General features: G+C 66.8%; 22 protein-coding genes. 14 read left to right on the top strand and 8 right to left on the bottom strand.

Features of this window, described 5'->3' with window-relative positions; genetic code table 11:
- Positions 1-124 precede the first annotated feature (124 nt).
- Both ACVT6V_RS24165 and ACVT6V_RS24160 read left to right on the top strand, forming a co-directional pair.
- Positions 125-1,627 carry a flavin-containing monooxygenase gene (locus tag ACVT6V_RS24165; RefSeq protein WP_489896619.1) on the top strand — a complete coding sequence of 501 codons (1,503 nt, stop codon included), beginning with the start codon at positions 125-127 and terminating at the stop codon, positions 1,625-1,627.
- A gap of 40 nt (positions 1,628-1,667) precedes the next feature.
- Positions 1,668-2,696, top strand: coding sequence for a zinc-binding alcohol dehydrogenase family protein (locus ACVT6V_RS24160; RefSeq protein WP_489896618.1), 1,029 nt, complete (start codon positions 1,668-1,670; stop codon positions 2,694-2,696).
- 4 nt (positions 2,697-2,700) lie between these two features.
- On the opposite strand, the gene ACVT6V_RS24155 is transcribed toward ACVT6V_RS24160, so the two are convergent.
- Together ACVT6V_RS24155 and ACVT6V_RS24150 are read right to left on the bottom strand one after the other, a co-directional pair.
- A complete protein-coding gene (locus ACVT6V_RS24155) occupies positions 2,701-3,510 on the bottom strand; it encodes an SOS response-associated peptidase (protein WP_489896617.1) in 810 nt (269 codons plus the stop codon).
- 73 nt (positions 3,511-3,583) lie between these two features.
- Positions 3,584-4,081, bottom strand: a complete 498-nt coding sequence (locus ACVT6V_RS24150) for an aminoacyl-tRNA deacylase (protein ID WP_489896616.1) — start codon at positions 4,079-4,081, stop codon at positions 3,584-3,586.
- Positions 4,082-4,234: 153 nt separating this feature from the next.
- On the opposite strand from ACVT6V_RS24150, the gene ACVT6V_RS24145 reads away from it, so the two are divergent.
- Together ACVT6V_RS24145 and rsrA are read left to right on the top strand one after the other, a co-directional pair.
- The gene (locus tag ACVT6V_RS24145) at positions 4,235-5,122 is read left to right on the top strand and encodes a sigma-70 family RNA polymerase sigma factor (protein ID WP_489896615.1); all 888 of its coding nucleotides are present in this window, start codon (positions 4,235-4,237) and stop codon (positions 5,120-5,122) included.
- On the top strand, positions 5,119-5,436 hold the full coding sequence (gene rsrA, locus ACVT6V_RS24140) for a mycothiol system anti-sigma-R factor (protein ID WP_489896614.1): 318 nt from the start codon (positions 5,119-5,121) through the stop codon (positions 5,434-5,436). Before ACVT6V_RS24145 ends, rsrA begins: the two co-directional genes overlap by 4 nt.
- 250 nt (positions 5,437-5,686) lie before the next feature.
- Here rsrA and ACVT6V_RS24135 read toward each other — a convergent pair whose 3' ends face one another.
- The gene (locus tag ACVT6V_RS24135; protein WP_370452957.1) at positions 5,687-5,761 is read right to left on the bottom strand and encodes a 50S ribosomal protein bL37; all 75 of its coding nucleotides are present in this window, start codon (positions 5,759-5,761) and stop codon (positions 5,687-5,689) included.
- Between the two features lie 114 nt (positions 5,762-5,875).
- Here ACVT6V_RS24135 and ACVT6V_RS24130 point away from each other — a divergent pair, with 114 nt between their 5' ends.
- Both ACVT6V_RS24130 and ACVT6V_RS24125 read left to right on the top strand, forming a co-directional pair.
- Complete coding sequence (locus tag ACVT6V_RS24130; RefSeq protein WP_489896613.1) at positions 5,876-6,091, top strand: biotin/lipoyl-binding carrier protein; 216 nt, start codon at positions 5,876-5,878, stop codon at positions 6,089-6,091.
- A 58-nt stretch (positions 6,092-6,149) separates the two neighbouring features.
- Positions 6,150-7,655, top strand: coding sequence for a sensor histidine kinase (locus tag ACVT6V_RS24125; protein WP_489896612.1), 1,506 nt, complete (start codon positions 6,150-6,152; stop codon positions 7,653-7,655).
- Positions 7,656-7,810: 155 nt separating this feature from the next.
- On the opposite strand, the gene ACVT6V_RS24120 is transcribed toward ACVT6V_RS24125, so the two are convergent.
- Positions 7,811-8,065 carry a WhiB family transcriptional regulator gene (locus tag ACVT6V_RS24120; protein ID WP_161062209.1) on the bottom strand — a complete coding sequence of 85 codons (255 nt, stop codon included), beginning with the start codon at positions 8,063-8,065 and terminating at the stop codon, positions 7,811-7,813.
- 456 nt (positions 8,066-8,521) lie between these two features.
- Here ACVT6V_RS24120 and ACVT6V_RS24115 point away from each other — a divergent pair, with 456 nt between their 5' ends.
- Complete coding sequence (locus tag ACVT6V_RS24115; protein WP_489900991.1) at positions 8,522-9,739, top strand: MFS transporter; 1,218 nt, start codon at positions 8,522-8,524, stop codon at positions 9,737-9,739.
- Here ACVT6V_RS24115 and ACVT6V_RS24110 read toward each other — a convergent pair.
- On the bottom strand, positions 9,667-10,638 hold the full coding sequence (locus tag ACVT6V_RS24110; protein ID WP_489896611.1) for a diacylglycerol/lipid kinase family protein: 972 nt from the start codon (positions 10,636-10,638) through the stop codon (positions 9,667-9,669). The two genes, ACVT6V_RS24115 and ACVT6V_RS24110, sit on opposite strands and share 73 nt — an antisense overlap.
- Before the next feature lie 101 nt (positions 10,639-10,739).
- Here ACVT6V_RS24110 and ACVT6V_RS24105 point away from each other — a divergent pair, with 101 nt between their 5' ends.
- Both ACVT6V_RS24105 and ACVT6V_RS24100 read left to right on the top strand, forming a co-directional pair.
- Positions 10,740-11,195, top strand: a complete 456-nt coding sequence (locus tag ACVT6V_RS24105; protein ID WP_489896610.1) for a hypothetical protein — start codon at positions 10,740-10,742, stop codon at positions 11,193-11,195.
- A gap of 87 nt (positions 11,196-11,282) precedes the next feature.
- A complete protein-coding gene (locus tag ACVT6V_RS24100; RefSeq protein WP_489896609.1) occupies positions 11,283-12,074 on the top strand; it encodes a ParA family protein in 792 nt (263 codons plus the stop codon).
- 28 nt (positions 12,075-12,102) lie between these two features.
- On the opposite strand, the gene ACVT6V_RS24095 is transcribed toward ACVT6V_RS24100, so the two are convergent.
- Both ACVT6V_RS24095 and ACVT6V_RS24090 read right to left on the bottom strand, forming a co-directional pair.
- Positions 12,103-13,389: an Rv3212 family protein gene (locus ACVT6V_RS24095; RefSeq protein WP_489896608.1), complete on the bottom strand. Its 1,287-nt coding sequence runs from the start codon at positions 13,387-13,389 to the stop codon at positions 12,103-12,105.
- 78 nt (positions 13,390-13,467) lie between these two features.
- On the bottom strand, positions 13,468-15,102 hold the full coding sequence (locus ACVT6V_RS24090) for a DEAD/DEAH box helicase (RefSeq protein WP_489896607.1): 1,635 nt from the start codon (positions 15,100-15,102) through the stop codon (positions 13,468-13,470).
- A gap of 306 nt (positions 15,103-15,408) precedes the next feature.
- On the opposite strand from ACVT6V_RS24090, the gene ACVT6V_RS24085 reads away from it, so the two are divergent.
- The gene (locus tag ACVT6V_RS24085; RefSeq protein ID WP_489896606.1) at positions 15,409-16,110 is read left to right on the top strand and encodes a ferritin-like fold-containing protein; all 702 of its coding nucleotides are present in this window, start codon (positions 15,409-15,411) and stop codon (positions 16,108-16,110) included.
- Between the two features lie 138 nt (positions 16,111-16,248).
- Complete coding sequence (locus tag ACVT6V_RS24080; protein ID WP_489896605.1) at positions 16,249-16,482, top strand: DUF3107 domain-containing protein; 234 nt, start codon at positions 16,249-16,251, stop codon at positions 16,480-16,482.
- Between the two features lie 746 nt (positions 16,483-17,228).
- Here ACVT6V_RS24080 and fasR read toward each other — a convergent pair.
- Complete coding sequence (gene fasR / locus ACVT6V_RS24075) at positions 17,229-17,903, bottom strand: HTH-type transcriptional activator FasR (RefSeq protein ID WP_489896604.1); 675 nt, start codon at positions 17,901-17,903, stop codon at positions 17,229-17,231.
- A 153-nt stretch (positions 17,904-18,056) separates the two neighbouring features.
- Here fasR and ACVT6V_RS24070 point away from each other — a divergent pair, with 153 nt between their 5' ends.
- The 3 genes from ACVT6V_RS24070 (at position 18,057) to ACVT6V_RS24060 (ending at position 21,405) form a co-directional block, all read left to right on the top strand.
- The gene (locus tag ACVT6V_RS24070) at positions 18,057-19,148 is read left to right on the top strand and encodes a DUF3152 domain-containing protein (RefSeq protein WP_489900989.1); all 1,092 of its coding nucleotides are present in this window, start codon (positions 18,057-18,059) and stop codon (positions 19,146-19,148) included.
- 100 nt (positions 19,149-19,248) lie between these two features.
- Entirely contained in the window at positions 19,249-20,424 is a 1,176-nt protein-coding gene (gene moeZ, locus ACVT6V_RS24065; RefSeq protein WP_489896603.1) for an adenylyltransferase/sulfurtransferase MoeZ, read from the top strand.
- A gap of 126 nt (positions 20,425-20,550) precedes the next feature.
- Positions 20,551-21,405, top strand: coding sequence for a TIGR02569 family protein (locus tag ACVT6V_RS24060; protein ID WP_489896602.1), 855 nt, complete (start codon positions 20,551-20,553; stop codon positions 21,403-21,405).
- Positions 21,406-21,466: the final 61 nt, after the last annotated feature.

Raw genomic sequence — 21,466 nt, 5'->3', positions numbered from 1 at the left:
TGGTCTTGGCCGCGGGTAACCGGGATCTCACACCGTGTCGGCAACGGTGTGAGATCGCCGAGGAATCGACTCTGGTCCCGCGCGCGCCGCTGGGTTAGTGTGTCTTGCGTAACATCAAAATGGCATGACGGGCGGGGTGATGACGGTGCGGCCAGATCACGAGGTGGTGATCGTCGGCGCGGGCTTCGGCGGCATGGGCGCCGCGATCGAGTTCAAACGACACGGGATCGAGTCGATCGCGATTCTCGAACGGGAGCGCGATCTCGGTGGTACCTGGCATGTCAATCACTATCCCGGCCTCGCGGTCGACATCGCCTCGGTGACGTACTCGTACTCGTTCGAACCCAATCCGCGCTGGTCGCGGCTCTTCGCCCCCGGTGCCGAACTCGAACGGTATGCGCAACACGTGGCCGACAAGTACGACCTGAAGCGGCACATGGAGTTCGGTACATCCGTCGAGCGTGCGCAGTGGGACGATGACCGGCAGATCTGGCAGGTCACCACCGCCGACGGCGCGACGCGTACCTGCCGCTACCTGGTCACCGCCACCGGATTCCTGTCGCAGCCGCACGCTCCCGACTTTCCCGGGATGGACTCGTTTGCCGGAACGATCATCCACACGACAGCGTGGCAGGACGGTCACGACTTCACCGCCGAGCGGGTGGCGATCGTCGGGACCGGTGCCACCGCGGTCCAGTTGATTCCGGAGATCGCCGCGCAGGCCGAGCAATTGACGGTATTTCAGCGCACACCGATCTGGGTGGTGCCGAAGATCGACTTCCCGATACCCGCGGCGGTACAGAATCTGTTCGCGCGGGTGCCTCTCACGCAGCGCCTCGCCCGGCTGGTCAACACCGCGGGCCTCGAGGCGCTGATGGTGTTCGGTGTGCTCCATTTCAAACAGGCGAAGCCCGGCAACCGCGCGGCCGAGCTGCTTGCGCGGGCGCATCTGCGGTTACAGGTCAGAGATCGGGGAACCCGCCGTGCGCTCACGCCGACCTATGATTTCGGATGCAAGCGACCGACCTTCTCCAACAGTTACTTCCGCACCTTCAATCAGCCTCACGTTGCGCTGCAGACGGGTTCGATCGCCCGCATCGAACCCGATGCGATCGTCACCGAGGCCGGTGACCGGATCGGCGTCGACGTCCTGGTCCTGGCCACCGGCTTCAACCTGTGGGATGTCAACTTCCCGGCGTTCGAGATCGTCGGTCGAGACGGACGAAATCTGGGGAAATGGTGGCGGGAGAATCGTTTTCAGGCTTATGAAGGCATCACGATACCGGGTTTCCCGAACCTGCTGTCGCTGAACAGTCCGTACTCCTACAGCGGCCTCTCGTACTTCACGACGATCGAGGGCCAGATGAAACACATCCGAAGGATCTTCGCCGAACTCGAGCGCAGTGGCCGGTCGACCTTCGAGGTCACCGAGCAGGCCAACGCGGAATTCCTGGCAACGGTCACCGAACGTCTCGGATCGTCGGTCTTCTACAACGGGAACTGTGCATCATCGCGCAGCTACTACTTCAATCAGCACGGCGAGGCGGCGTTGCTCCGGCCGAGTTCGACCCTGTCGACACTGCGCGAGATGGACCGGTTCCCCTTGGACGCCTACACCTACCGCTGATGGCGGTTCGGGGCGACCCGATCGGACCTATCCTTGGCCTATGCACGCCTGGGTGGTCCAGAATCCGGGGCCGATCACGGACCGGCCGTTGTCCTTCGTGGAGAGGCCCGTCCCGGAACCGGCCGCCGACGAACTACTCGTCCGGGTGATCGCCTGCGGTGTCTGTCGGACGGACCTCCATGTGGCCGAAGGGGACCTCGAGGTCCGGCGTGACCAGGTGACGCCGGGGCACGAGGTCGTCGGCGAGATCGCCGGGATGGGTGCGGAGGCGGACGGATTCGCGCTCGGTGACCGGGTCGGTGTGGCCTGGCTGCACCGGACCGACGGCACATGTGCTTACTGCCGTCGCGGCGATGAGAACCTGTGTCCGGCATCGTCGTACACCGGTTGGGACCACGACGGCGGGTACGCAGAGTACACGACGGTGCCGGCCGCGTTCGCCTACTCGCTACCGGAGGATCTCGACAGCGTGGCCGCCGCGCCGCTGCTGTGTGCCGGGATCATCGGGTATCGCGCCCTGAAACGGGCGAGCCGAACCGATCCCGGGGCCGAGTTCGGCTTCCGGGTGCCCGACCGGCTGGGGTTGTACGGCTTCGGTGGCAGCGCCCACCTGTGCGCGCAGGTCGCGATCGCGATGGGCGCGAGGGTGCATGTGATGACGCGCGGTGCGGCGTCCCGCGAGCTGGCGTTGACGCTGGGCGCGGACTCGGCCGGCGACGCGTATGACGCCCCGCCCGAGCCGCTGGACGCCGCGATCACCTTCGCACCGGTCGGGGATCTGGTCCCGGTGGCGATGCGAGCACTCGACCGCGGTGGGATCCTGTCGGTCGCCGGCATCCATCTCACCGACATCCCGACGCTGAACTACGAACGAGAATTGTTCTACGAGAAGGAGATACGCTCGGTCACCGCCAACACGCGCGCGGACGGCCGGGAGTTTCTCGCGGTGGCGGCACGCCATGGGGTTCGCGCGAGGACCCACACCTATCCACTGGCCGAGGCCGACGAGGCACTCATCGATCTGAAGGCCGGGCGCTTCGATGGTGCGGCCGTCCTGGTCACCGACTGAGCACTCACACCGGTTCGAGCAGCTCCGGACCGTTGTTGGCGACCCGATTGACCAGCGGTGCCACCTCACGGATGTCGATCGCCTCGGCGACCGCTTCGCTCGGGGGCGCGAAGAGATCGTTCGGCGCGGTGTGGTCCGGATCGAGCCATGCGTCCCAGTTGTCGAAGGGCATGATCAGCGGCATCCGGTCATGGACGTCGCGGAGGTGGCCGACCGCGTCGGTGGTGAGGATGGTGCAGCTCAACAGCGGCGCCGCATCCTTGGGTGCGTCCTTCGGACGCCAGACCGACCACAATCCCGCCATGAACAGCCGGGTGCCGTCCACCGGTGACATGAAGTACGGCACCTTGGTCGGTTTGCCCTTGTCGTCGACGGGTCCCTTGCGCCACTCGTACCAGCCGTCCATGGGCACCAGACAGCGTTTGGACTTCACCGAGGTCCGAAACGAACTCTTCTCCGCGGCGCTCTCCGCGCGCGCGTTGAACAGCAGGGGACCCTTGTTCACGTCCTTGGCCCACACCGGTACCAGCCCCCACCGCATCGCCCGGACCCGCAGTGCCGGATCGTCGTCGGGATCGTCGGGGGAGTGTCGCTTGACGACGGTCATCACCGTCGTCGTCGGCGCGACGTTGTAGTTCGGTCCCGGTTGGCGGGGTCCGTTCTCCGACTTCTCCGTACTCTCCGACTTCTCCGTACCCTCCGTCTCGCTCGAACTCGCCGTCGTCGGGTCGAGCGGCACCGGTACCTCATTGATGGCGTCGATCTCGGCGGCGAGTTTCGCCGGGTCGGTGGTCACCGCATAGCGTCCGCACATGTGTCCATGCTGTCACGCCGGACCGACGGTGGTCTCGGTCGGCGCGGTGATCGGAGACCGTCCGTCCGGCCCGTCAGACCGCGATGTCGGCGACCACGGCATCGGTGACGGCGACCAGGTCACCCGGGGCGAGGGCGACCTCGAGGCCGCGTCGACCGGCGCTGCAGAACACGGTCGGCCAGTCGAGCGCAGAACGATCCACCACCGTGGGCAAAGCGGTTCGTTGGCCGATCGGCGAGACCCCGCCGAACACATAACCCGTCGATCGGGTCACCGACTTCTCATCGGCCATCCGGGCCTTCGACACACCGGGCACCACGTGAGCCAGCGCCGCCGCGGCTGCTTTGAGCGACAGGCGACGTGGAACCGGCACCACGGCCACGGCGAGTGTCCCGGCGAGATCGATCACCAGCGTCTTGAAGACCTGCTCGGCGCTGGCCCCGACGGCGTCGGTGAGTGCGCTGACCGCCTCGGCTCCGTAGGCGTCGGTGTTCTTGTCGTGCGGGTATCGATGCACGGTGTGCGTAATGCGCGCACGCTCGAGTGCGGCCACCGCGGGAGTCGCGGCCATTGTTGTCTCCCTTCTCCTCGATCGATGCCGATCGTCGCGTGGAACATTTGTCGCACCACGGCTGTTGTTGAGTGTGGTGACGAGCTGGACACTTCGTCTTCTTGTTGCCGCAACCTGCACGTTCTCGACTCCGAAGGAAGGTCGATCAGCCACATGAGTAGCGTCGGCTTGCTCGTACCCGCCTCACCGGTACACGAGCCCTCAGACGAGCCGGGCATGGCGCCCGGATCGTCATCGGTAAGCTTGACCGACAGCGGAACGTCGGCGCCCGAGCCCCGTTGGGTGTTCCCGGCGCCGGACGACGTCTCCGCGAAGGCCGTCACCGAAGGGATCGTAGTGGTCGAACCCGAGTCAACCGATCAGGCGCCCGCCGACGAGGCGGACGAGTCCGGGGCGCGCGCGTCCGGGGCCGGATCGCAGGCACCGAGCCGCACCGATCCGACCGAGACACCCGAGGCGCTCACCGAGCGTTTCGAGCGTGATGCGCTGCCGTTGCTCGACCAGATGTACGGCGCCGCTCTGCGGATGACCCGCAATCCGGCCGACGCCGAGGACCTGGTGCAGGAGACCTATGTGAAGGCCTTCTCGGCCTTCAAGTCGTTCCGTGAGGGCACGAACCTCAAGGCGTGGCTCTATCGCATCCTGACCAACACCTATATCAACGGCTATCGCAAGAAGCAGCGGCAGCCGGCGCAGTATCCGACCGACGAGATCACCGACTGGCAGTTGGCAGCGACCGCCGAACACTCGTCGACCGGGTTGCGATCGGCTGAGATCGAAGCTCTCGAAGCCCTACCCGACGACGACATCAAGGCAGCCCTGCAGGAGTTGCCCGAGGACTTCCGTATGGCGGTCTACTACGCCGACGTCGAAGGGCTGCCGTACAAGGAGATCGCCGAGATCATGGATACCCCCATCGGCACCGTCATGTCCCGTCTGCACCGCGGTCGTCGTCAACTGCGTGAACTGCTCGCCGACGTCGCCCGTGAGCGCGGTTTCAACCGGGCCGCCCTCCCCTCGGAGAGCGAGGTGGCACGATGAGCAGCACACATGGTTCCGAGGAGCCCCGAATGGACGCCGACGCCGATCCCGAGTTCCTGCAGCTGGACTGTTCAGCGGTTCTCGCCGACGTCTGGCTGCTCCTCGACAACGAGTGCGACTCGGGTGCGCGGTCGCGACTGCAGTCGCACCTCGACAGTTGCCCGTCGTGCTTCGCCCACTACGGCATCGAACGGCAGCTCAAGACCCTGATCAATCGCAAATGCGGCAACGATCACGCCCCCGAGGGCCTCCGTGAGCGGCTGCGGGTGGAGATTCGCAAAACCGTCATCGTCCGCGAGACCGGCCAAGCGTAGCCAACACGGTCACCACCGCACCAACCTCACCATCGTGCCCAGCACGGAGGTCGAGAGAACCCCGGAATTCACCGACAGCACCCACCCCGGCTCGGACCGATGAGGTCCGCGACCAACGGTGGGTGCTGTCGGTGAATTCTGGGGTTCTCTCGACGCGAAAGGCGCCGAGCCTCCGACGCGACAAGCGCCGAGCCTCCGACGCGAAAGGCGCCGAGTCCAAACCCCGCAGTAGTGCTCGCGACCCCTGAGATCAGGAGTTGGGACGCTTGCCGTGGTTGGCAGCGTTCTTCTTACGAGCGCGCTTCTTGCGACCGCGCTTACCCATGACGGATCTCCTTCGTGCTGATTGCGTCCTCGATTGTCCCATGCTGGTGGCTTCGGTTCCCAATCGCCCATCGACCTCGTCGTGACCAGGCGGGAAGTGAGCTAGTTTATGTCCATGGCTGAAGACGTCGTGGCGGAGATCGTGGCTAGTGTTCTCGAGGTGCGGGCGAGCGCCGGGCAGCAGGTCGACGTCGGTGACACCCTGTTCCTGCTCGAGTCGATGAAGATGGAGATCCCGGTCCTGGCGGAGGAGCCCGGCACGCTTGCCGACGTCAAGGTCAAGGTGGGCGATGTCATCCAGGCCGGCGACGTCATCGCCGTGTACCAGTAGTCGGGCGTCGGTGGACACACTGCCGCCCTCCCGGCTCGCTGGCTGAGCGCGTTCGCACATGTCGACGCTGGCCGACCTCCTCGCCGAACACACTCAGCTCTCCGATGCGGCCGCCGCGCATCTGCAGCGGCTCGTCGCCGAGTGGCAGTTGCTGGCGGATCTGTCGTTCGCCGACTTCCTGATGTCGGTGCAGACCGAGAACGGCGACATGGTCACGGTGGCGCAATGCCGACCGAACACTGCATCGACGGTGTTCCCGCGTGACGAGGTCGGGTCGGTCGCCGACGGGACCGTCAACCCTCAGCTCGAGCGCGCGTTCGTCGCTGATCGGGTCCTGCGTGATGAGGACCCGGAGTGGCTCGGCGCGGTGGCGATCCGGCGGGAGGCGGTGCCGGTCGGGTTCACCGGCACGGACCGCGCGATCGCGGTCCTCACCCGGGCCGTCGATCTGACCCATCCGCGTCTACCGTCGCCGCTGGAGTTGGCCTACCAGGACTCGGCGAACGACCTGTGTCAGATGGTCGCCGACGGTACGTTCCCGCATCAGGAGGGCAATCCGCGGGGGCTGTCGACGCCACGCGCCGGTGACGGTTTCGTTCGGGTCGACGAGCACGGCATGGTGGTCTATGCCAGCCCGAATGCGTTGTCCGCGTTCCATCGGATGGGTTGGGCGACCGAACTGACGCATACTCGGCTGTCCGATGTGACCTCGTCGCTGCTGACCGATCCGTTCGAGTCCGAGGATGTCGCGACGATGATCGACGCGGCCGCAGGCGCCACCCCGCCGCCGGCCGGGCCGTACCGGGATGTGGGGATGCGGATGGAAGCCGATGCGCGGCGCGCAACGGTGCTGATCCGCGCGGTGCCGCTGCGTCCACGCGGCCGGACGACGGGTGCCGTTGTCCTGATTCGTGACGTCACCGAGGTGAAGCGGCGGGACCTCGCACTGATCAGCAAGGACGCCACGATCCGGGAGATCCATCATCGCGTCAAGAACAACCTGCAGTCGGTGTCGGCGCTGCTGCGCTTGCAGGCCAGGCGTACCACCAATCCCGAGGCGCGGGGCGCGCTGACCGAGGCCGTGAGCCGCGTCGCATCCATCGCCCTGGTACACGAGTTGCTCTCCGGCAGCGTCGACGAGGAGGTGGACCTTGACGAGGTCGTCGACCGGCTCGTGCCGATCCTGGTCGACGTCGCTTCCGGCGACACCCGGGTGCGGGTCACCCATACCGATCGGCTGGGCGTCCTCTCCGCGGAGATGGCGATGCCTCTCGTGATGGTGCTCACCGAGTTGATCCAGAACGCCATCGAGCATGGGTTCGGTGCGCCGAGCGCCGACAGCGAGATCGAGATCCTCGCTGATCGAGATGTCCGTGAGCTCCGGATAGCCGTGCGTGACAACGGTTCTGGTTTACCGGAGGGATTCGACGTCGCCTCGTCTGATCGACTCGGTCTACAGATTGTGCAGACGATGGTGTCGATCGAACTCGGTGGGACGCTCACGATGGGTCCGAGTCCGTCCGGGCGTGGCACCGAAGTCGGTGTCGTCATCGGACTCCGGTGATCCAGGACACCGACGAGATGTTCGAATCCGTTCGGTCGCTGGCCGTTTGGGTATGTGCGGGATCGCCCGGCACATGAACTCCGTACAGACGAAGAGACCCGGCCGGGGCCGGGTCTCTTCGTGACCGCTGTTGCGGTTTCGGCTCTGTGGCCCCCCTAGACGCTGCTCCGCGTCCGTGTACGTGCGGTGCGACGCTTGAGCGCGCGCCGTTCGTCTTCGCTCATCCCGCCCCATACGCCCGCGTCCTGTCCGGACTCCAGGGCCCACGAAAGGCATTCGGCCGTGACGGGGCACCGTGCGCAGACGAGCTTCGCATCAGCGATCTGCGCGATGGCCGGCCCACTGGTCCCTACCGGGAAGAACAGTTCCGGGTCTTCGTCGCGACAGATTGCATTGTGACGCCAGTCCATTCCTTCTCCTTCAGGTGCTTTCAAGCACCACTCGACAACTCCCAATGTCTGGTTTGTTGTGGCTGTAACCGCTAGTTCACGCGGACACACCGAATGTTTCCGCACTGTTGCTTGTGAATACTTTCACGAATCCAGGCGAAGTCAATGGTGTTCCGTTAACACGTGTGCAATATCACTGTTCCGTGACCATCCTTGGGAGGGGGTGGCTGCACACCGTTACGCACCGATGTACTACTCTACTCGTTCTTGTTACGAGTTTGCAGAGATTTCCGCAGGTCGTCGAAGAAAAACCCTGGTGGTATTCGCTTCACCGTCGGTACTCTGTGAGGCATGCCACGACGACGATGTTGATCCTCATCACATTCGCGGGCGCCGAGGGCGTCCCGGCTGACGACGCCGGCGTCGATCGCGGCCCTGGCCGAGGACGCCATCCCGCTCTATCCGCTCTACGCGGTGATGTTCGCCGACCCCGACGTCACCGGGGCCGGACTCTCTGCAGCTTCCATCTCGTCACTGTTCATCATCTGGTCGATCTGCTCATTTCTGTTCGAGATCCCCACGGGGATCGTGGCCGACCGGGTGCCGCGTCGTCGGTTGCTGGTGATCGGCCCGCTGTTGACGGCCGCCGGATTCGCCCTGTGGACATGGTGGCCGTCGTACGCGGCGTTCGCCGCCGGGTTCGTGCTCTGGTCGGCAGGGTCGGCGTTGCGTTCGGGCACACTGCAGGCGCTCCTCTATGACACCCTCGCCGCCCGCGGACAGGCGCAGCGGTATGCGGCGCTCGCCGGTCGGGTCCGGGCCATGGGCGCGTGCGGAGTCCTTGTCGGCACCGTGGCAGCGGTGCCGCTGACCGCCTGGGGCGGATACCAGGCGGCGGGCGCGGCGAGCATCGGATCGTGCGTGGTGTGTGCGGCGGCATCGGCGATGCTGGCGGAGGAGCACGCTCCGCAGCGTGTCCGCGCGCCACGACACAACGGCGCCGATGTCGTACGCCCGGATGGGACCGAACACCCCGTTGACACCGAGCAGCGGCGGTCGGACGGGCCTGTGTTGACCGACCCCACCTCCGGTCGCGGGGTGATCGCGGCGGTGTTCGGCCGGTTTCGTGCCGACCGCATCCTCCGCCGCGTCCTCCTGCTCGTGATCGCCCTGACCTGGGTCGGCGCCCTCGACGAGTACCTGCCACTGCTCGCCGACGAGATGTGGAGCGGTCCGACCTCGGGTGTCGCCGTCCTGATGGTCGTGGTGGCCTGCGGTGACATCGCCGGTGGCTACGCCGCCGAACGCACCGATGTCGGAGATTTCCGCCCGCGTCGGCTGGCGCCGTGGCTGGTTCTCGGCGCCGTCGCGCTGGGGATCGGTGCGGCGTCAGGTCATCCGGCCGGAATCATCCTGGTGGCCTTCGCCTTCGGAGTCTTCGGGTGGTCTCTGGTGATGGCCGATGCGATGCTGCAGGACCGCGTGCCGTCGGGCGTGCGGGCGACGATCACGTCGGTGGTCGGGGTGGGCGAGGAGGTTGTCGCCGTGGCTGCGTTCGGCGCCTGGGCCGTCGGGTCTGCGTGGCTGCCACCGACCGCGCTGTTCGCCGTTGCCGCGCTGCCTTACGCAGTTCTGGGCGTGATGTTGTGGCGCGTGCTGCCGGGTGCGACCACCGCGAGGGCGTCCGCGCGATAGCCGAACTCGATCAGCTGATGGGCGCCGATGTAGTCGCCGTCCATCTGCACGTCGATCGGCTCGTCGGTGCGGAACCGCACCCATTCGACGTCGTCGTCGCGGTAGACGTGGCGTCCCTTGGGGTCGCGATGAGTGAGCAGGCGTGCAGCCAGCGGAATGTTGCGGGACACAGCGGTCGACGTCGCGGCGAACAGGCCGAGGCGGGTGTCGAACCCGGTGGTCGGGTTCGTGCGGATCTCGTAATCGCCGAAGTAGGTCCACGGGCTGGTGTTGCTGACGAAGCCGAACTTCACGCCCTCGATGGGTTCGCGATCGGGGACCTCGACGGTGAAGGACGCACCGCTCGTCGCATTCCGGAGGAACGAGGCGACGGTGGTCCGGAAGTACCGCGCGGGTGTGGCCGGTTTGCCGGCGTGCCGCTTGTCTTCCATCGCGTGCACCACGACGGCGTCCATCCCCATCCCGGTGTTGAAGAGGAACCATCGGTCCTGGGTGTGGCCGAGGCCGATGCGGCGGCAATGCCCGGTCTCGAGGAGTTCGATGATCTGACCCGTCGCGGCGAGTGGGTCGGCCAGGATCCCGAGTGTGCGGGCGAAGACGTTGGCGCTGCCGCCCGGGATCACGCCCAGGCCCGGCAGTCGGCGCCCGGGCTCGACCGGCGCCGCCGGTGCGCCCAGGAGTCCGTTCACCGCCTCGTTGACCGACCCGTCGCCGCCATGTACCAGAACCACGTCGACACCTTCGGCGACGGCGCGTTGCGCTAGTTCGCCGGCGTGTCCTCGGTGGGTGGTGTGTTCGACATCGAGCGTGAAGCGCGAACCGAGGGTGTGCGCGAGCGCGTCGCGACCGGCCGGTGTGGTCGCGGTGGCGAACGGATTGACGATGAGCATGACGCGCACGAGACCCCACGATATGGGGTCGCGCGGTGTGACGTGCATCCGCCTGCCCGCGGCCGGGGGTGAGCGGCGCAGACGGCTCGCCCACCCATAGGCTGGAACGCGTGAGCGAGAAGCGGGACGACGGCACCGTCGAGCGGGTACCGACGACGATTCGGCTGGCCGGAGCGGTCACCGCGCTGGAGGGCGCCATCGCGGTGACCGTCGCCGTGGTCCTGGCCATCCGGGAGGCGGCCGGTCACCGAGAGGCGTTCATCAGCGGGTACGGCACGGCGGCATGGTTCGGGATCATCGGTGCGGGAGTCCTCGTGGGTGGAACCGCGCTGCTCGTCGGACGCCGGTGGGGACGCGCGATCGCCGTGGTCGCACAGATTCTGCTGTTGCCCGTCGCCTACGCACTGCTCACCGACAGCCACCAACCGTGGTTCGGCATACCCCTGGCCATCGCGGCCATCGCGGTCCTGGTGCTGATCTTCAGTCCGGCTTCGACCAGCTGGTTGGTGGGCGAGTACGCCTCTGATGACCCGCCTGCCGGAGAGCGCAGGTCACGACGGCGCTGAGGGCCGCGGATCCGATCTCGGGTCCACTTCCGTGTCGCGGCGCGGGTAAGCACGACGGCTGCGCCCATCGGCCGTACAGTTGATGCCATGACCCGGATGCTGGCCGTCGCGAATCAAAAAGGTGGCGTCGCCAAGACCACGACTGTTGCGTCGCTCGGCGCCGCCCTGGCCGATCTCGACGTCTCGGTTCTGGTCGTCGACCTCGATCCACAAGGCTGTCTTACCTTTTCGCTCGGACATGACCCCGATCAGCTCCAGGTGTCGGTGCACGACGTGCTGCTCGGCGACGAGGAGATCGCGGACGTCCTGCTGGACACCGAGGACAACATGACCCTGCTGCCCGCCACGATCGATCTGGCCGGTGCGGAGGCGTTGCTGCTGATGCGCCCGGGACGTGAGTACGCGCTCAAACGCGCACTCGCCGAGGTCGCGCAGGATTACGACGTCATCCTGATCGACTGCCCGCCGTCGCTGGGCGTGCTCACCCTCAACGGCCTGACCGCCGCCGACGAGGTGATCGTGCCGCTGCAATGCGAAACCCTGGCCCATCGGGGTGTGGGCCAACTGCTGCGGACCGTCAAAGAGATCCAGCAGATCACCAACCCCGGCCTGAAGACTCTCGGTGCGGTGGCAACCCTGTACGACGCCAGAACCACCCACAGCCGTGACGTGCTGGCCGATGTGTCGGATCGATACGAGCTTCCGGTCCTCGATCCGCCCATTCCGCGCACGGTCCGGTTCGCGGAGGCGTCGGCGTCGGGTACGTCGGTGATGCGCGGCCGAAAGAACAAGGGCGCGAACGCTTACCGAGGACTCGCCGAGAACATGTGGAAGCACTGGGAGGCGGGCAAACCGGTGCAGACGTTCGAAACGGCCTGAACATCGCCGGATGTGCCGACGTCAGCGGTCACGCCTGCCCGTAGGCCTGCACGGTCGCACCCCACTGTTCCAGAACGGTGGAGCCGAGCACCCGCAGGCTGACCGGTTCGTCGTGTCGGCCGTCTCGGAGGACTGGGATCGTGCGGAACTCCCGCCCGGTGGCAGCATCTCGCACGCTGATCCCGGTCGGCGTCGGCAGTAGCAACTGGCCTGCCATGACGTCGCCCGTTCCGATCGCCCCGGGCACCTGATACATCGGCCGCAGGTCGGCGGAGTCGAGCACGACGGTCGCGTTGCCAGTGTAGAAGCTGGTCAGTCCGCCGCCGGTGACCGCGACGACCTCTGCGGGCGGGGCCTCGGGGCCGTTGACGGTGTTGGTGGCCATGGCCACGCCGTCCGTGTTGAACTGCCGGATCGTGGCCGTATCCGTCCCGCGCGGAGTGGGGCTGTTCTGGGCCGGAATGGGGGGATCGCCGCCGCCGTCGTAGACAGCGATCGCCGAACTGGTGATCCCGATGACCACCGGCGGCGGTCCGGACGTGCCGTCGGTGATGATCGACGACCCGTACTGCTGGACCTCCTCGTCCTTGTCGAGCACGGCCCCGAGGACGGTCAGACGGTAGCCCGGTTCGCTGCCGCAGTGTTCGATGACTGCGACCCTACTTCCGCCGGTGGCCGACGAGAAGAGGTGGCAATCCTTCCGTCCCGGCTGCACGCCGGGTTTGACCGGCGCGTCGACCCGGCCGTATTCGATGCCGCGGACGAGATTGGATCCCCAGGTCTCCAGGCGGGTAGGTCCTTGGGAGACAACGTAACCCGAATCCGACGTCAGGCGGACGTGATCGTCGGCGTCGCTGCTGCGCGCGCCGGCGCGACGTCCCGACGATCCGTCGAGAGCGGTCACTTCGCCACACCCGCGCGAGTTGCGGTAGGCAGCGAGGACCTCGTTGCTGCTCGACGGCCATGCGGCGAGCACCGCGCAGAGATCCAGATCGCGCCGATAGTGCCAGCGTTCCTCGCCGGTCGCCGGGTCGCGGCCGACCACCTCGCCGCCGTCGGCTGTCACCACCAACGAGCGGGTGACCGCCGGGCTGTGGGTGCGGGCAGACGACGCGCGCCAGATGGGCGTGAGTCGGTCAGGCACGGCCGACGACGGCTGCACCTCGGCAACCGGCGCGGCCGCCTGGGTGCTGTCGGTGTGCCGAACCGGGCTGTACAGCCAGACCACCACCCCCGCGACGAGCAGGATCACCACGATCGCGGCGGATACCGCGAGATCGACGGGTGTCCGCCGCTCAGGTCGGATACGGGCCACGAGCTCTCCGGTCGCGGATCACCGCCGATGCCGACTGGGGTCCGATCGTGCAGCGGAATCTGATCACGCTACTGAGTATCACTCGGCGGACGCGGCGGACGTGGCCTTCTCGGTCTGTGTCTCGGTGGACGACGGGCTGCGCTTGGCCCCTCCGCGGCGACGGCGCCGACGGCGGGGCTTGTCGCTGTCCGACTGGTCTGTCGACGGGCCGTTGCCGGACCCGGGGTTCTCGGACTGTGCTGCCGCGGGTGCTGCGGCCTCGCCGCTCGTCTCGGACTTGCCGCCGCGGGTGCGTCGACGCGTCCGGTTGGACTTCGGGCGGTCCGAGCGCGGAGAACGCTCGGCTCTCTTGCCGTCGTCGTCGGAGGTGCGCTTCGGGGCGACGATCCGGCCCGTGGCCGACTCGGGGATGCCGAGTTCTTCGCGCAGGTGCTCCGACGTCGAGTAGGTCTCGACCGGCGCGGCCTTGTCGAGACCGAGGGCGTTGTTGATCAGTTCCCAGCGATGCATCTCATCCCAGTCGACGAGGGTGATCGCGATGCCGGTGCGGCCGGCGCGGCCGGTGCGACCGATGCGGTGCACGTAGGTCTTGTCGTCCTCGGGGCACTGGTAGTTGACGACGTGGGTGACATCGTCGATGTCGATGCCACGGGCGGCGACATCGGTGGCGACGAGGACGTCGATGTCGCCCGTCCGGAAACGTTTGAGGGCCTTCTCCCGGGCCACCTGACCGAGGTCGCCGTGGACGGCGCCCACCGAGAAGCCGCGCTCTGCGAGGTCGTCGGCGACCTTCTGGGCAGTTCGCTTGGTTCTGGTGAAAATCATTGTGGCACCGCGGCCTTCAGCCTGCAGAACCCGAGCCACCAGCTCGGCCTTGTCCAGCGCATGGGCGCGATAGATGTACTGGGTGGTGCGCTCGTGGATCGCCGAATCGTTGGCATGCTCGGCGCGGATGTGCGTCGGGCGGTGCAGGAACGTCCGGGCCAGGGTCACGATCGGGCCGGGCATCGTCGCCGAGAAGAGCATCGTCTGCCGGGGTGTCGGGAGCGCGGACATGATCCGCTCGATGTCGGGCAGGAACCCGAGGTCGAGCATCTCGTCGGCCTCGTCGAGCACGAGGATCGAGACCTTGCCGAGGATCAGGTGACCCTGCTGGGCCAGGTCGAGGAGGCGGCCGGGGGTTCCGACGACGACGTCGACACCCGACTTCAGGTCGGCGATCTGCGATTCGTAGGGACGCCCACCGTAGATCGAGGTGATCTTGAGGGGGCGGGTGGTGCCGTTGGCCAGGGTGACCTCGAGCTTGGGTGCGGCGACCTCCAGGTCACCGGTGACCTGCAGGCACAGCTCGCGGGTCGGCACGATCACCAGGGCACGTGGGGTGTTGTCCAGTGCCCGCAGCCCGGAGGACTCGGCGTGTGCGAGTCGATGGAGCAGGGGAACACCGAAACCGAAGGTCTTGCCCATGCCGGTGCGGGCCTGACCGATGAGATCGTCGCCGCTCAGCGCGAGTGGCAGGGTCAGTTCCTGGATCGCGAAGGTGTGGGTCTTGCCGTCCTCTGCCAGGGCCGCGACGATCCGGTCGTCGACGCCGAGCTCGGCGAACGTGGGGGAGGAGTGTGTCTCGTCGACGACGGTGGTCTTCACCTCGTCGTTCCCGCTGTCGGTCGGCGCGGCGGGACTGGTTGTCTGTGTCGCGATGGAATCGCTCATGTGAGGTTGTATGCCTTTCTGCATTTCCCGCACGCACGAAAGGCACCACAGTTGATTCGACGGTCTGCGGCTGAGAAAGGTCCGCTTCGGACCGGGCAAACCGTGGTCGGTGACTGTGTGGTGGCCGGCCGGGCTGCGTCGCCCGGCGCTCAAAGTGCGCGCACATTGTCCGGTGCCCGCGCGTGATCCGGGTCGGTCGGCGGGCCGTTCGGCCGGTCGCCTCGCCACCTGATCGTCATGATCGCGTCAGTGCACCGTTGTCAAGTGTACTTGGTGAACGCTTCGGCCCCGCCTACCATCTCCACCATGTCGACTGCGCCGCCCCCGTCCGGAGTAACTCCCGATCCCGCAGCAGCCCCCGGCTCGGGCGCTGGGGACAGTGCGATCGCCAAGCTGTTCGCCGTCTTGCTGGCCGGTGAATACGCCGCGTTCTACCGGCTGATCGACGAGTCGCGCATGGCGCCGGACGTGCAGAGCAGGATCGCGATCGCGCGCATGGCGGCGTCGGAGATCCACCATTTCGATGCTCTCGCCGCCCAGGTGTCCGCACGCGGGATCGACCCGACCGAGGCGGTCGAGCGGTACCGGAAGGTGTTCGACCAGTACCACCAGGTCACGACGCCCAAGACCTGGTACGAGGTGCTGGTGAAGGCTTATCTGGCCGATGGCCTCGCCGCGGACTTCTACAGCGAGGTCGCCGGCGGCCTGCCCGCCGATGCGCAGTCGGTGGTCCGCGAGGTGATGGCCGAGACGTCGAACTCGCGATTCGCTCGTGATCAGGTCGCGGCGGCGGTCGCGGCGGACCCGGCTCTGGCCTCACCGCTCAAGCTGTGGGGTCGCCGTCTCCTGGGCGAGGCGGTCACCCACGCGCAGTGGGTGTTGGCGGCCGAGGAAGAGGTCACCGACCTGTTGTTCGCCGGCTCGGCGGCACTGCAGGGGATCGCCACCTTCTTCGACGCGATCACCGAGGAACACGGCAAACGGATGCGTGATCTCGGCCTGGACTAGCGGTCGTTGCGCTGTGAGCGGAGCCGGTGTCATCGGGCTCGCGGCCTGAACTAGCCTGGGTCGGCACACCAATTGTGTCGTGTCGACGCCTTCGGGGTCGGTCCTCGGCGGCACCGTCAGATTGAGAGAAGGGTGGCCATGGCCGTTGAAGTGAAGATCGGTATCACCGACAGCCCTCGTGAGCTGTCCATCCACACCGCACTCACCGGTGACAAGGCGTATTCGGAGGTCGAGGCGGCGCTGTCCGGCAAGGAGCAGCTGCTGTCGCTGGTCGACGACAAGGGCGCGCGTTTCCTGGTGCCGGTCTCGAAGATCGCTTACGTAGAGGTCGGGAGTACGGAGAACCGCCGGGTCGGCTTCGGCCCCTCCTGAGGCGGCTCCGCTGGGAGTGAGCTTGGGGGCGTGACCACCTCTGTCGCCGAGGAGCCTCGCGACGGACGAGTGATGCGTGACCATCCGGTCCCTGAGGAGCCTCGCGAGGTACGAGCGATGCGTGACCATCCGGTCCCTGAGGAGCCTCGCGAGGGATGAGTGATGGTGACCATTCGGTCCCTGAGGAGCCTCGCGAGGTACGAGCGATGCGTCACGAAGGGCGCCCCTTCGTGACGGCCCTTCGCTAGCGCTCCGGGCCTCCTCAGGGATCGGGTAAATCATTCTCGGGAGCGGGCGCGATGCGTGACCATTCGGTCCCTGAGGAGCCTCGCGAGGGACGAGCGATGCGTGACCACCCGGTCCCTGAGGAGCCTCGCGAGGGATGAGTGATGCGTCACGAAGGGCCCCCTTCGTGACGGCCCTTCGCTAGCGCTCCGGGCCTCCTCAGGGATCGGGTGAATCAGCCTCGCGAGCGACGCGCGATGCGTGACCATTCGGCCCCTGAGGAGCCTCGCGAGGGACGAGCGATGCGTCACCAACCCGGTCCCTGAGGAGCCTCGCGAGGGACGCGCGATGCGTGACCACCCGGTCCCTGAGGAGCCTCGCGAGGGACGAGCGATGCGTCACGAAGGGCGCCCCTTCGTGACAGCCCTTCGCTAGCGCTCGGGGCCTCCTCAGGGATCGGGTGAATCACCGCAGAGCTCGGGTGCTCATCCCGCGGGACGGTGGTCCGCTGAGCGGATGTCTCAGCTGTCTGTGGAAGCGGCGTCGGTGTCGGCGTAGTGCTCGCCCGACGAGCCCTGTAGGGGCACATGCGACAGGCCGCCCCAGAGCAGTGCGACGGTCGTGTCCACCGCGGCGCGCTTGTCGACCGGGCGCTTGGCCTCGAGCCAGTAGCGGGCGTTGACCTGACTCGCGCCGACGAGTCCCGCGGCCAGCATGCGTGAGCGGTAGGGGTCCAGGCCCGAGTCGTGCATCACCAGGCCGTAGACGGCGTCGACGCAGGCCTCGGTCGCGCCCTCCACGCGGCGGATGACTGCCGGATCCTTGGCATCCGAGGAGAAGATCAGGCGATACCCGGAGTTGTCCTGATCGATGAAGTCGAAGAACGCCTCCACGGCGGCACGCACACGTTGCTTGTTGTCCGTGGTCGTCAGCAGTGCCCGGTTCACGTCGCTGACCAGCTTCTCCGCATGCGAGTCGACGACGGCGATGTAGAGGTCGAGCTTGGACGGGAAGTGCTGATAGAGCACCGGTTTGCTGACCCCGGCATGCACGGCGATCTCGTCCATGCCCGCCGAATGGTAGCCACGCTCCACAAAGATCTCGCTGGCAGCATCCAGGAGCTGCATGCGACGAGCACTGCGCGGAAGGCGCGTGCTACGCCCTGCGCCGTGCGATGAATTTGTGGCGGTCGACATGGGTTGAGCGTACTCGCCGGTGTCCGGCGTGATCTCAGCCGCACAGCACGCGTTGTGACTTGGTCCCGCTGATCATCGCTGACCTGTGAGAAGGTTGAGCCTGTGAGTCACCCAGGAGGCGGGCCGAACTCCGGCGATCCCGGCGCCGGTTCGATGGGCCCAGGGGCGGCGGGGGTCGCAGGCGGTGAGCAGGTCCGCGCACGTGATGTGGGGCCCCGGCGGACCCGCATGGACACCGGACCGTCGGCGGACACGACCGTGCCCCCGCCGGGTGCCAGAACGCGTCCCCGGCCAGATCAGCCGCTACGTGCGCGGTGGGATCCGACCGACGACAGCGGCCGCATCCGCGTCGATCGGGAGGCGCAGCCGGAACGCAAGAAGCAGAGCGCGCTCGGTCGGTTCGTGGCCACCTATGGCTGGCGGGCCTACGCGATCCCCGTGCTGATCGTGTTGACCGTCGTGCTGATCGTGGTGACCGTCCGCAGCGGAAACGACGCCGCGTTCGTCCCGGCTGCCGATGTGAATCCCGACTCGGCGTCACGCAACACCGATGTCAGCAAGGAGACCAAGCCGATCGGCGCGCCCACCGGCTCGATCCAGGCCGCTTCGTTGCCCGCGGGCACGCTGCCCGACGGCGGTCCCTACACGCAGAAGGGCAAGGAGACCTACCACGTCGTCCGCGGGGGTGGGAAGCAGGTGGGGACCGGCCCTCAGGTCTACACCTACGCCGTCGAGGTCGAGAACGGCTTGAACGGACAGGACTTCGGGGGCGACACGTCGTTCGCCAAGATGGTGGATTCCACCCTGGCCAATCCGCGGAGCTGGATCGGCGACGGGAAGGTCGCGTTCCGGCGGGTGTCGTCGGGCGATCCCGATCTGCGGATCACGCTGACGTCGCCGGGCACGACCCGCGAACTCTGCGGCTACCAGATCCAACTCGAGACGTCGTGTTTCTATCCCCCGGAGAAGCGGGTGACGCTCAACGAAGCCCGCTGGGTGCGTGGCGCGCTGTCGTATCAGGGTGACGACCTGGCGTACCGCCAATACCTGGTCAACCACGAGACCGGCCATGGGATCGGCTACGAGGCCCACGAACCCTGCAAGGAGAACGGTGCGCTGGCCCCGGTCATGATGCAGCAGTCGTTCGGTGTGGCCAACGCCGAGATCATGGCGCTCGACCCCGACATGCGCGCCAATCGCAGCTACGTCTGCACGCCGAACCCCTGGCCGTTCCCCAAGAATTGACGCGCTCGGACCGCGTCCGGAATGACAGCGCGGTCGTGACCGTTGACGAATAGAGATCACAGATAGAGATCGCACATCGAGTCACGTACTGGAGGCGCCCGTGTCGTCCTTGCCACCGCTGGTGGAACCCGCAGCGGAACTGTCCAACGAAGAGGTGGCCCGTTACAGCCGCCACCTGATCATCCCTGACGTGGGGATGGACGGTCAGAGGAGGCTGAAGAACGCCAAGGTGCTGGTGATCGGGGCCGGCGGCCTTGGCTCGCCGACACTGCTGTACCTGGCCGCGGCCGGAGTCGGCACCATCGGCATCGTGGAGTTCGACGTCGTCGACGAGTCGAATCTGCAGCGTCAGGTCATCCACGGCCAGTCCGACGTGGGCCGTCCGAAAGCCGAGAGCGCCCGCGACTCGATCAGCGAGATCAACCCGTATGTCACCGTCAACATCCACGACGGACGGCTGGAGCCCGAGGGGGCGGTCGAGCTGTTCTCGCAGTACGACCTGATCCTCGACGGCACGGACAACTTTGCGACGCGTTACCTGGTTAACGACGCCGCCGTCCTCGCTCACAAGCCCTACGTCTGGGGTTCGATCTACCGGTTCGAGGGCCAGACGTCGGTCTTCTGGGAGGACGCGCCGGACGGTCGCGGCATCAACTACCGCGACCTCTATCCCCAGGCGCCGCCACCCGGAATGGTGCCGTCCTGCGCTGAGGGCGGGGTGCTGGGCATCCTGTGCGCATCGATCGGATCGATCATGGGTACCGAGGCGATCAAACTGATCTGCGGAATCGGCGAGCCCCTGCTCGGCCGTCTGATGGTTTACGACGCCCTGGACATGACCTATCGCACCATCAAGATCCGCAAGGACCCGGCCGGCGAGAAGATCACCGAACTGATCGACTACGACGATTTCTGTGGCGTGGTGTCGACCGAGGCGGCCGATGCCGCAGCGGATTCGACCCTGACCGCCGCCGAGCTGAAGGAGAAGATCGACGCCGGCGACAACCTGGCCCTCATCGATGTGCGTGAACCGGTCGAATGGGAGATCGTGCACATCGACGGTGCGACCCTGATCCCCAAGGACGAGATCCTGTCCGGGGCCGGGTTGGCCAAGGTTCCCCAGGACCGGCCGACAGTCCTCTACTGCAAGACCGGCATCCGCTCCGCCGAGGTGTTGGCGGCCCTCAAACGTGCCGGATTCGCCGATGCGACCCACCTACAGGGTGGTGTCACCGCGTGGGCCAACCAGGTGGACAAGACGCTCCCGGTCTACTGATCGCTGTTCGATTGGTTGCTGTTTGAGTCGGAAACCGACGCAAACAGCAACCAATCGTGTCTCTGCCCTGCTCAGAGTCGCGTCGTTGCGGAGTTCTGCCCGGTTCGCTCGGTAATCTCTGCAGATGTGAAGACCGTCGAGCCGCCCGAACATGTGTTGAACACGTTCGGGTTGACCGCACACCCGCCGATTCCCATGGGTGAGTCCTGGATCGGTGGCTGGCGGGTCGGTGAGGTCGTGTTGTCGCTGGTGCCCGATCACGCACGGGCCGCGTGGTCGGCGAGTGTGCGCGAATCGCTCTATGTGGAGGGCTTGCGGATCGCACGTCCATTCCGTGCCACGGATGGTCGCTACGTGGTGTCGGGGTGGCGGGCCGACACCTATATCGCGGGTGCGCCCGAACCTCGGCACGACGAGGTCGTACTCGTCGCGGATCGCTTGCACGCGGCCACCTCGGGGCTGGACCGTCCGAGATTTCTGCTGCAGTCCCCGGCGCCACCGCATACCGACGTCGACGTGTTCACCGCCGCGGACCGTGCGGCGTGGGAGGATGTCCCGCTGCGGACCGCGCGTGCAGCCGGCATGGGCGAACCGACCTCGCCGGACGGTCAAGACAGCGTGCAGATGTTGAGAACCCTTGCCACACTTCGGAAGACGGTGTCCCTGGATTCTCAGGTGGTGCACGGTGACCTGTTCGGCACGGTGCTCTTCGCGGGTGCCGCCGCGCCCGGGATCACCGACATCGTGCCGTACTGGAGGCCCGCGTCCTGGGCGGCCGCGGTCGTGGTGGTCGATTCGCTGGCGTGGGGTGGCGCCGACGACGACCTCGTGCGACGCTGGGCAGATCAGCCGGAGTGGCCGCAGATGATGCTGCGTGCCGTCATGTTTCGGCTGGCGGTGCACGCGTTACATCCGAGGGCCACCGCGGGCGCCCTACCCGGCCTGCAGCGGGTCGTCGATCTTGTCCGTTTGATGCTGTAATCGCAGGTCAGTATCCGCTGACTCCTTCTCACAGTCTCTGCCGCGCAATGTGAGCACATCG

It is taken from the genome of Gordonia sp. LMA167 (assembly GCF_058130025.1).
This window is presented reverse-complemented; position numbering and strand designations above follow the sequence as displayed.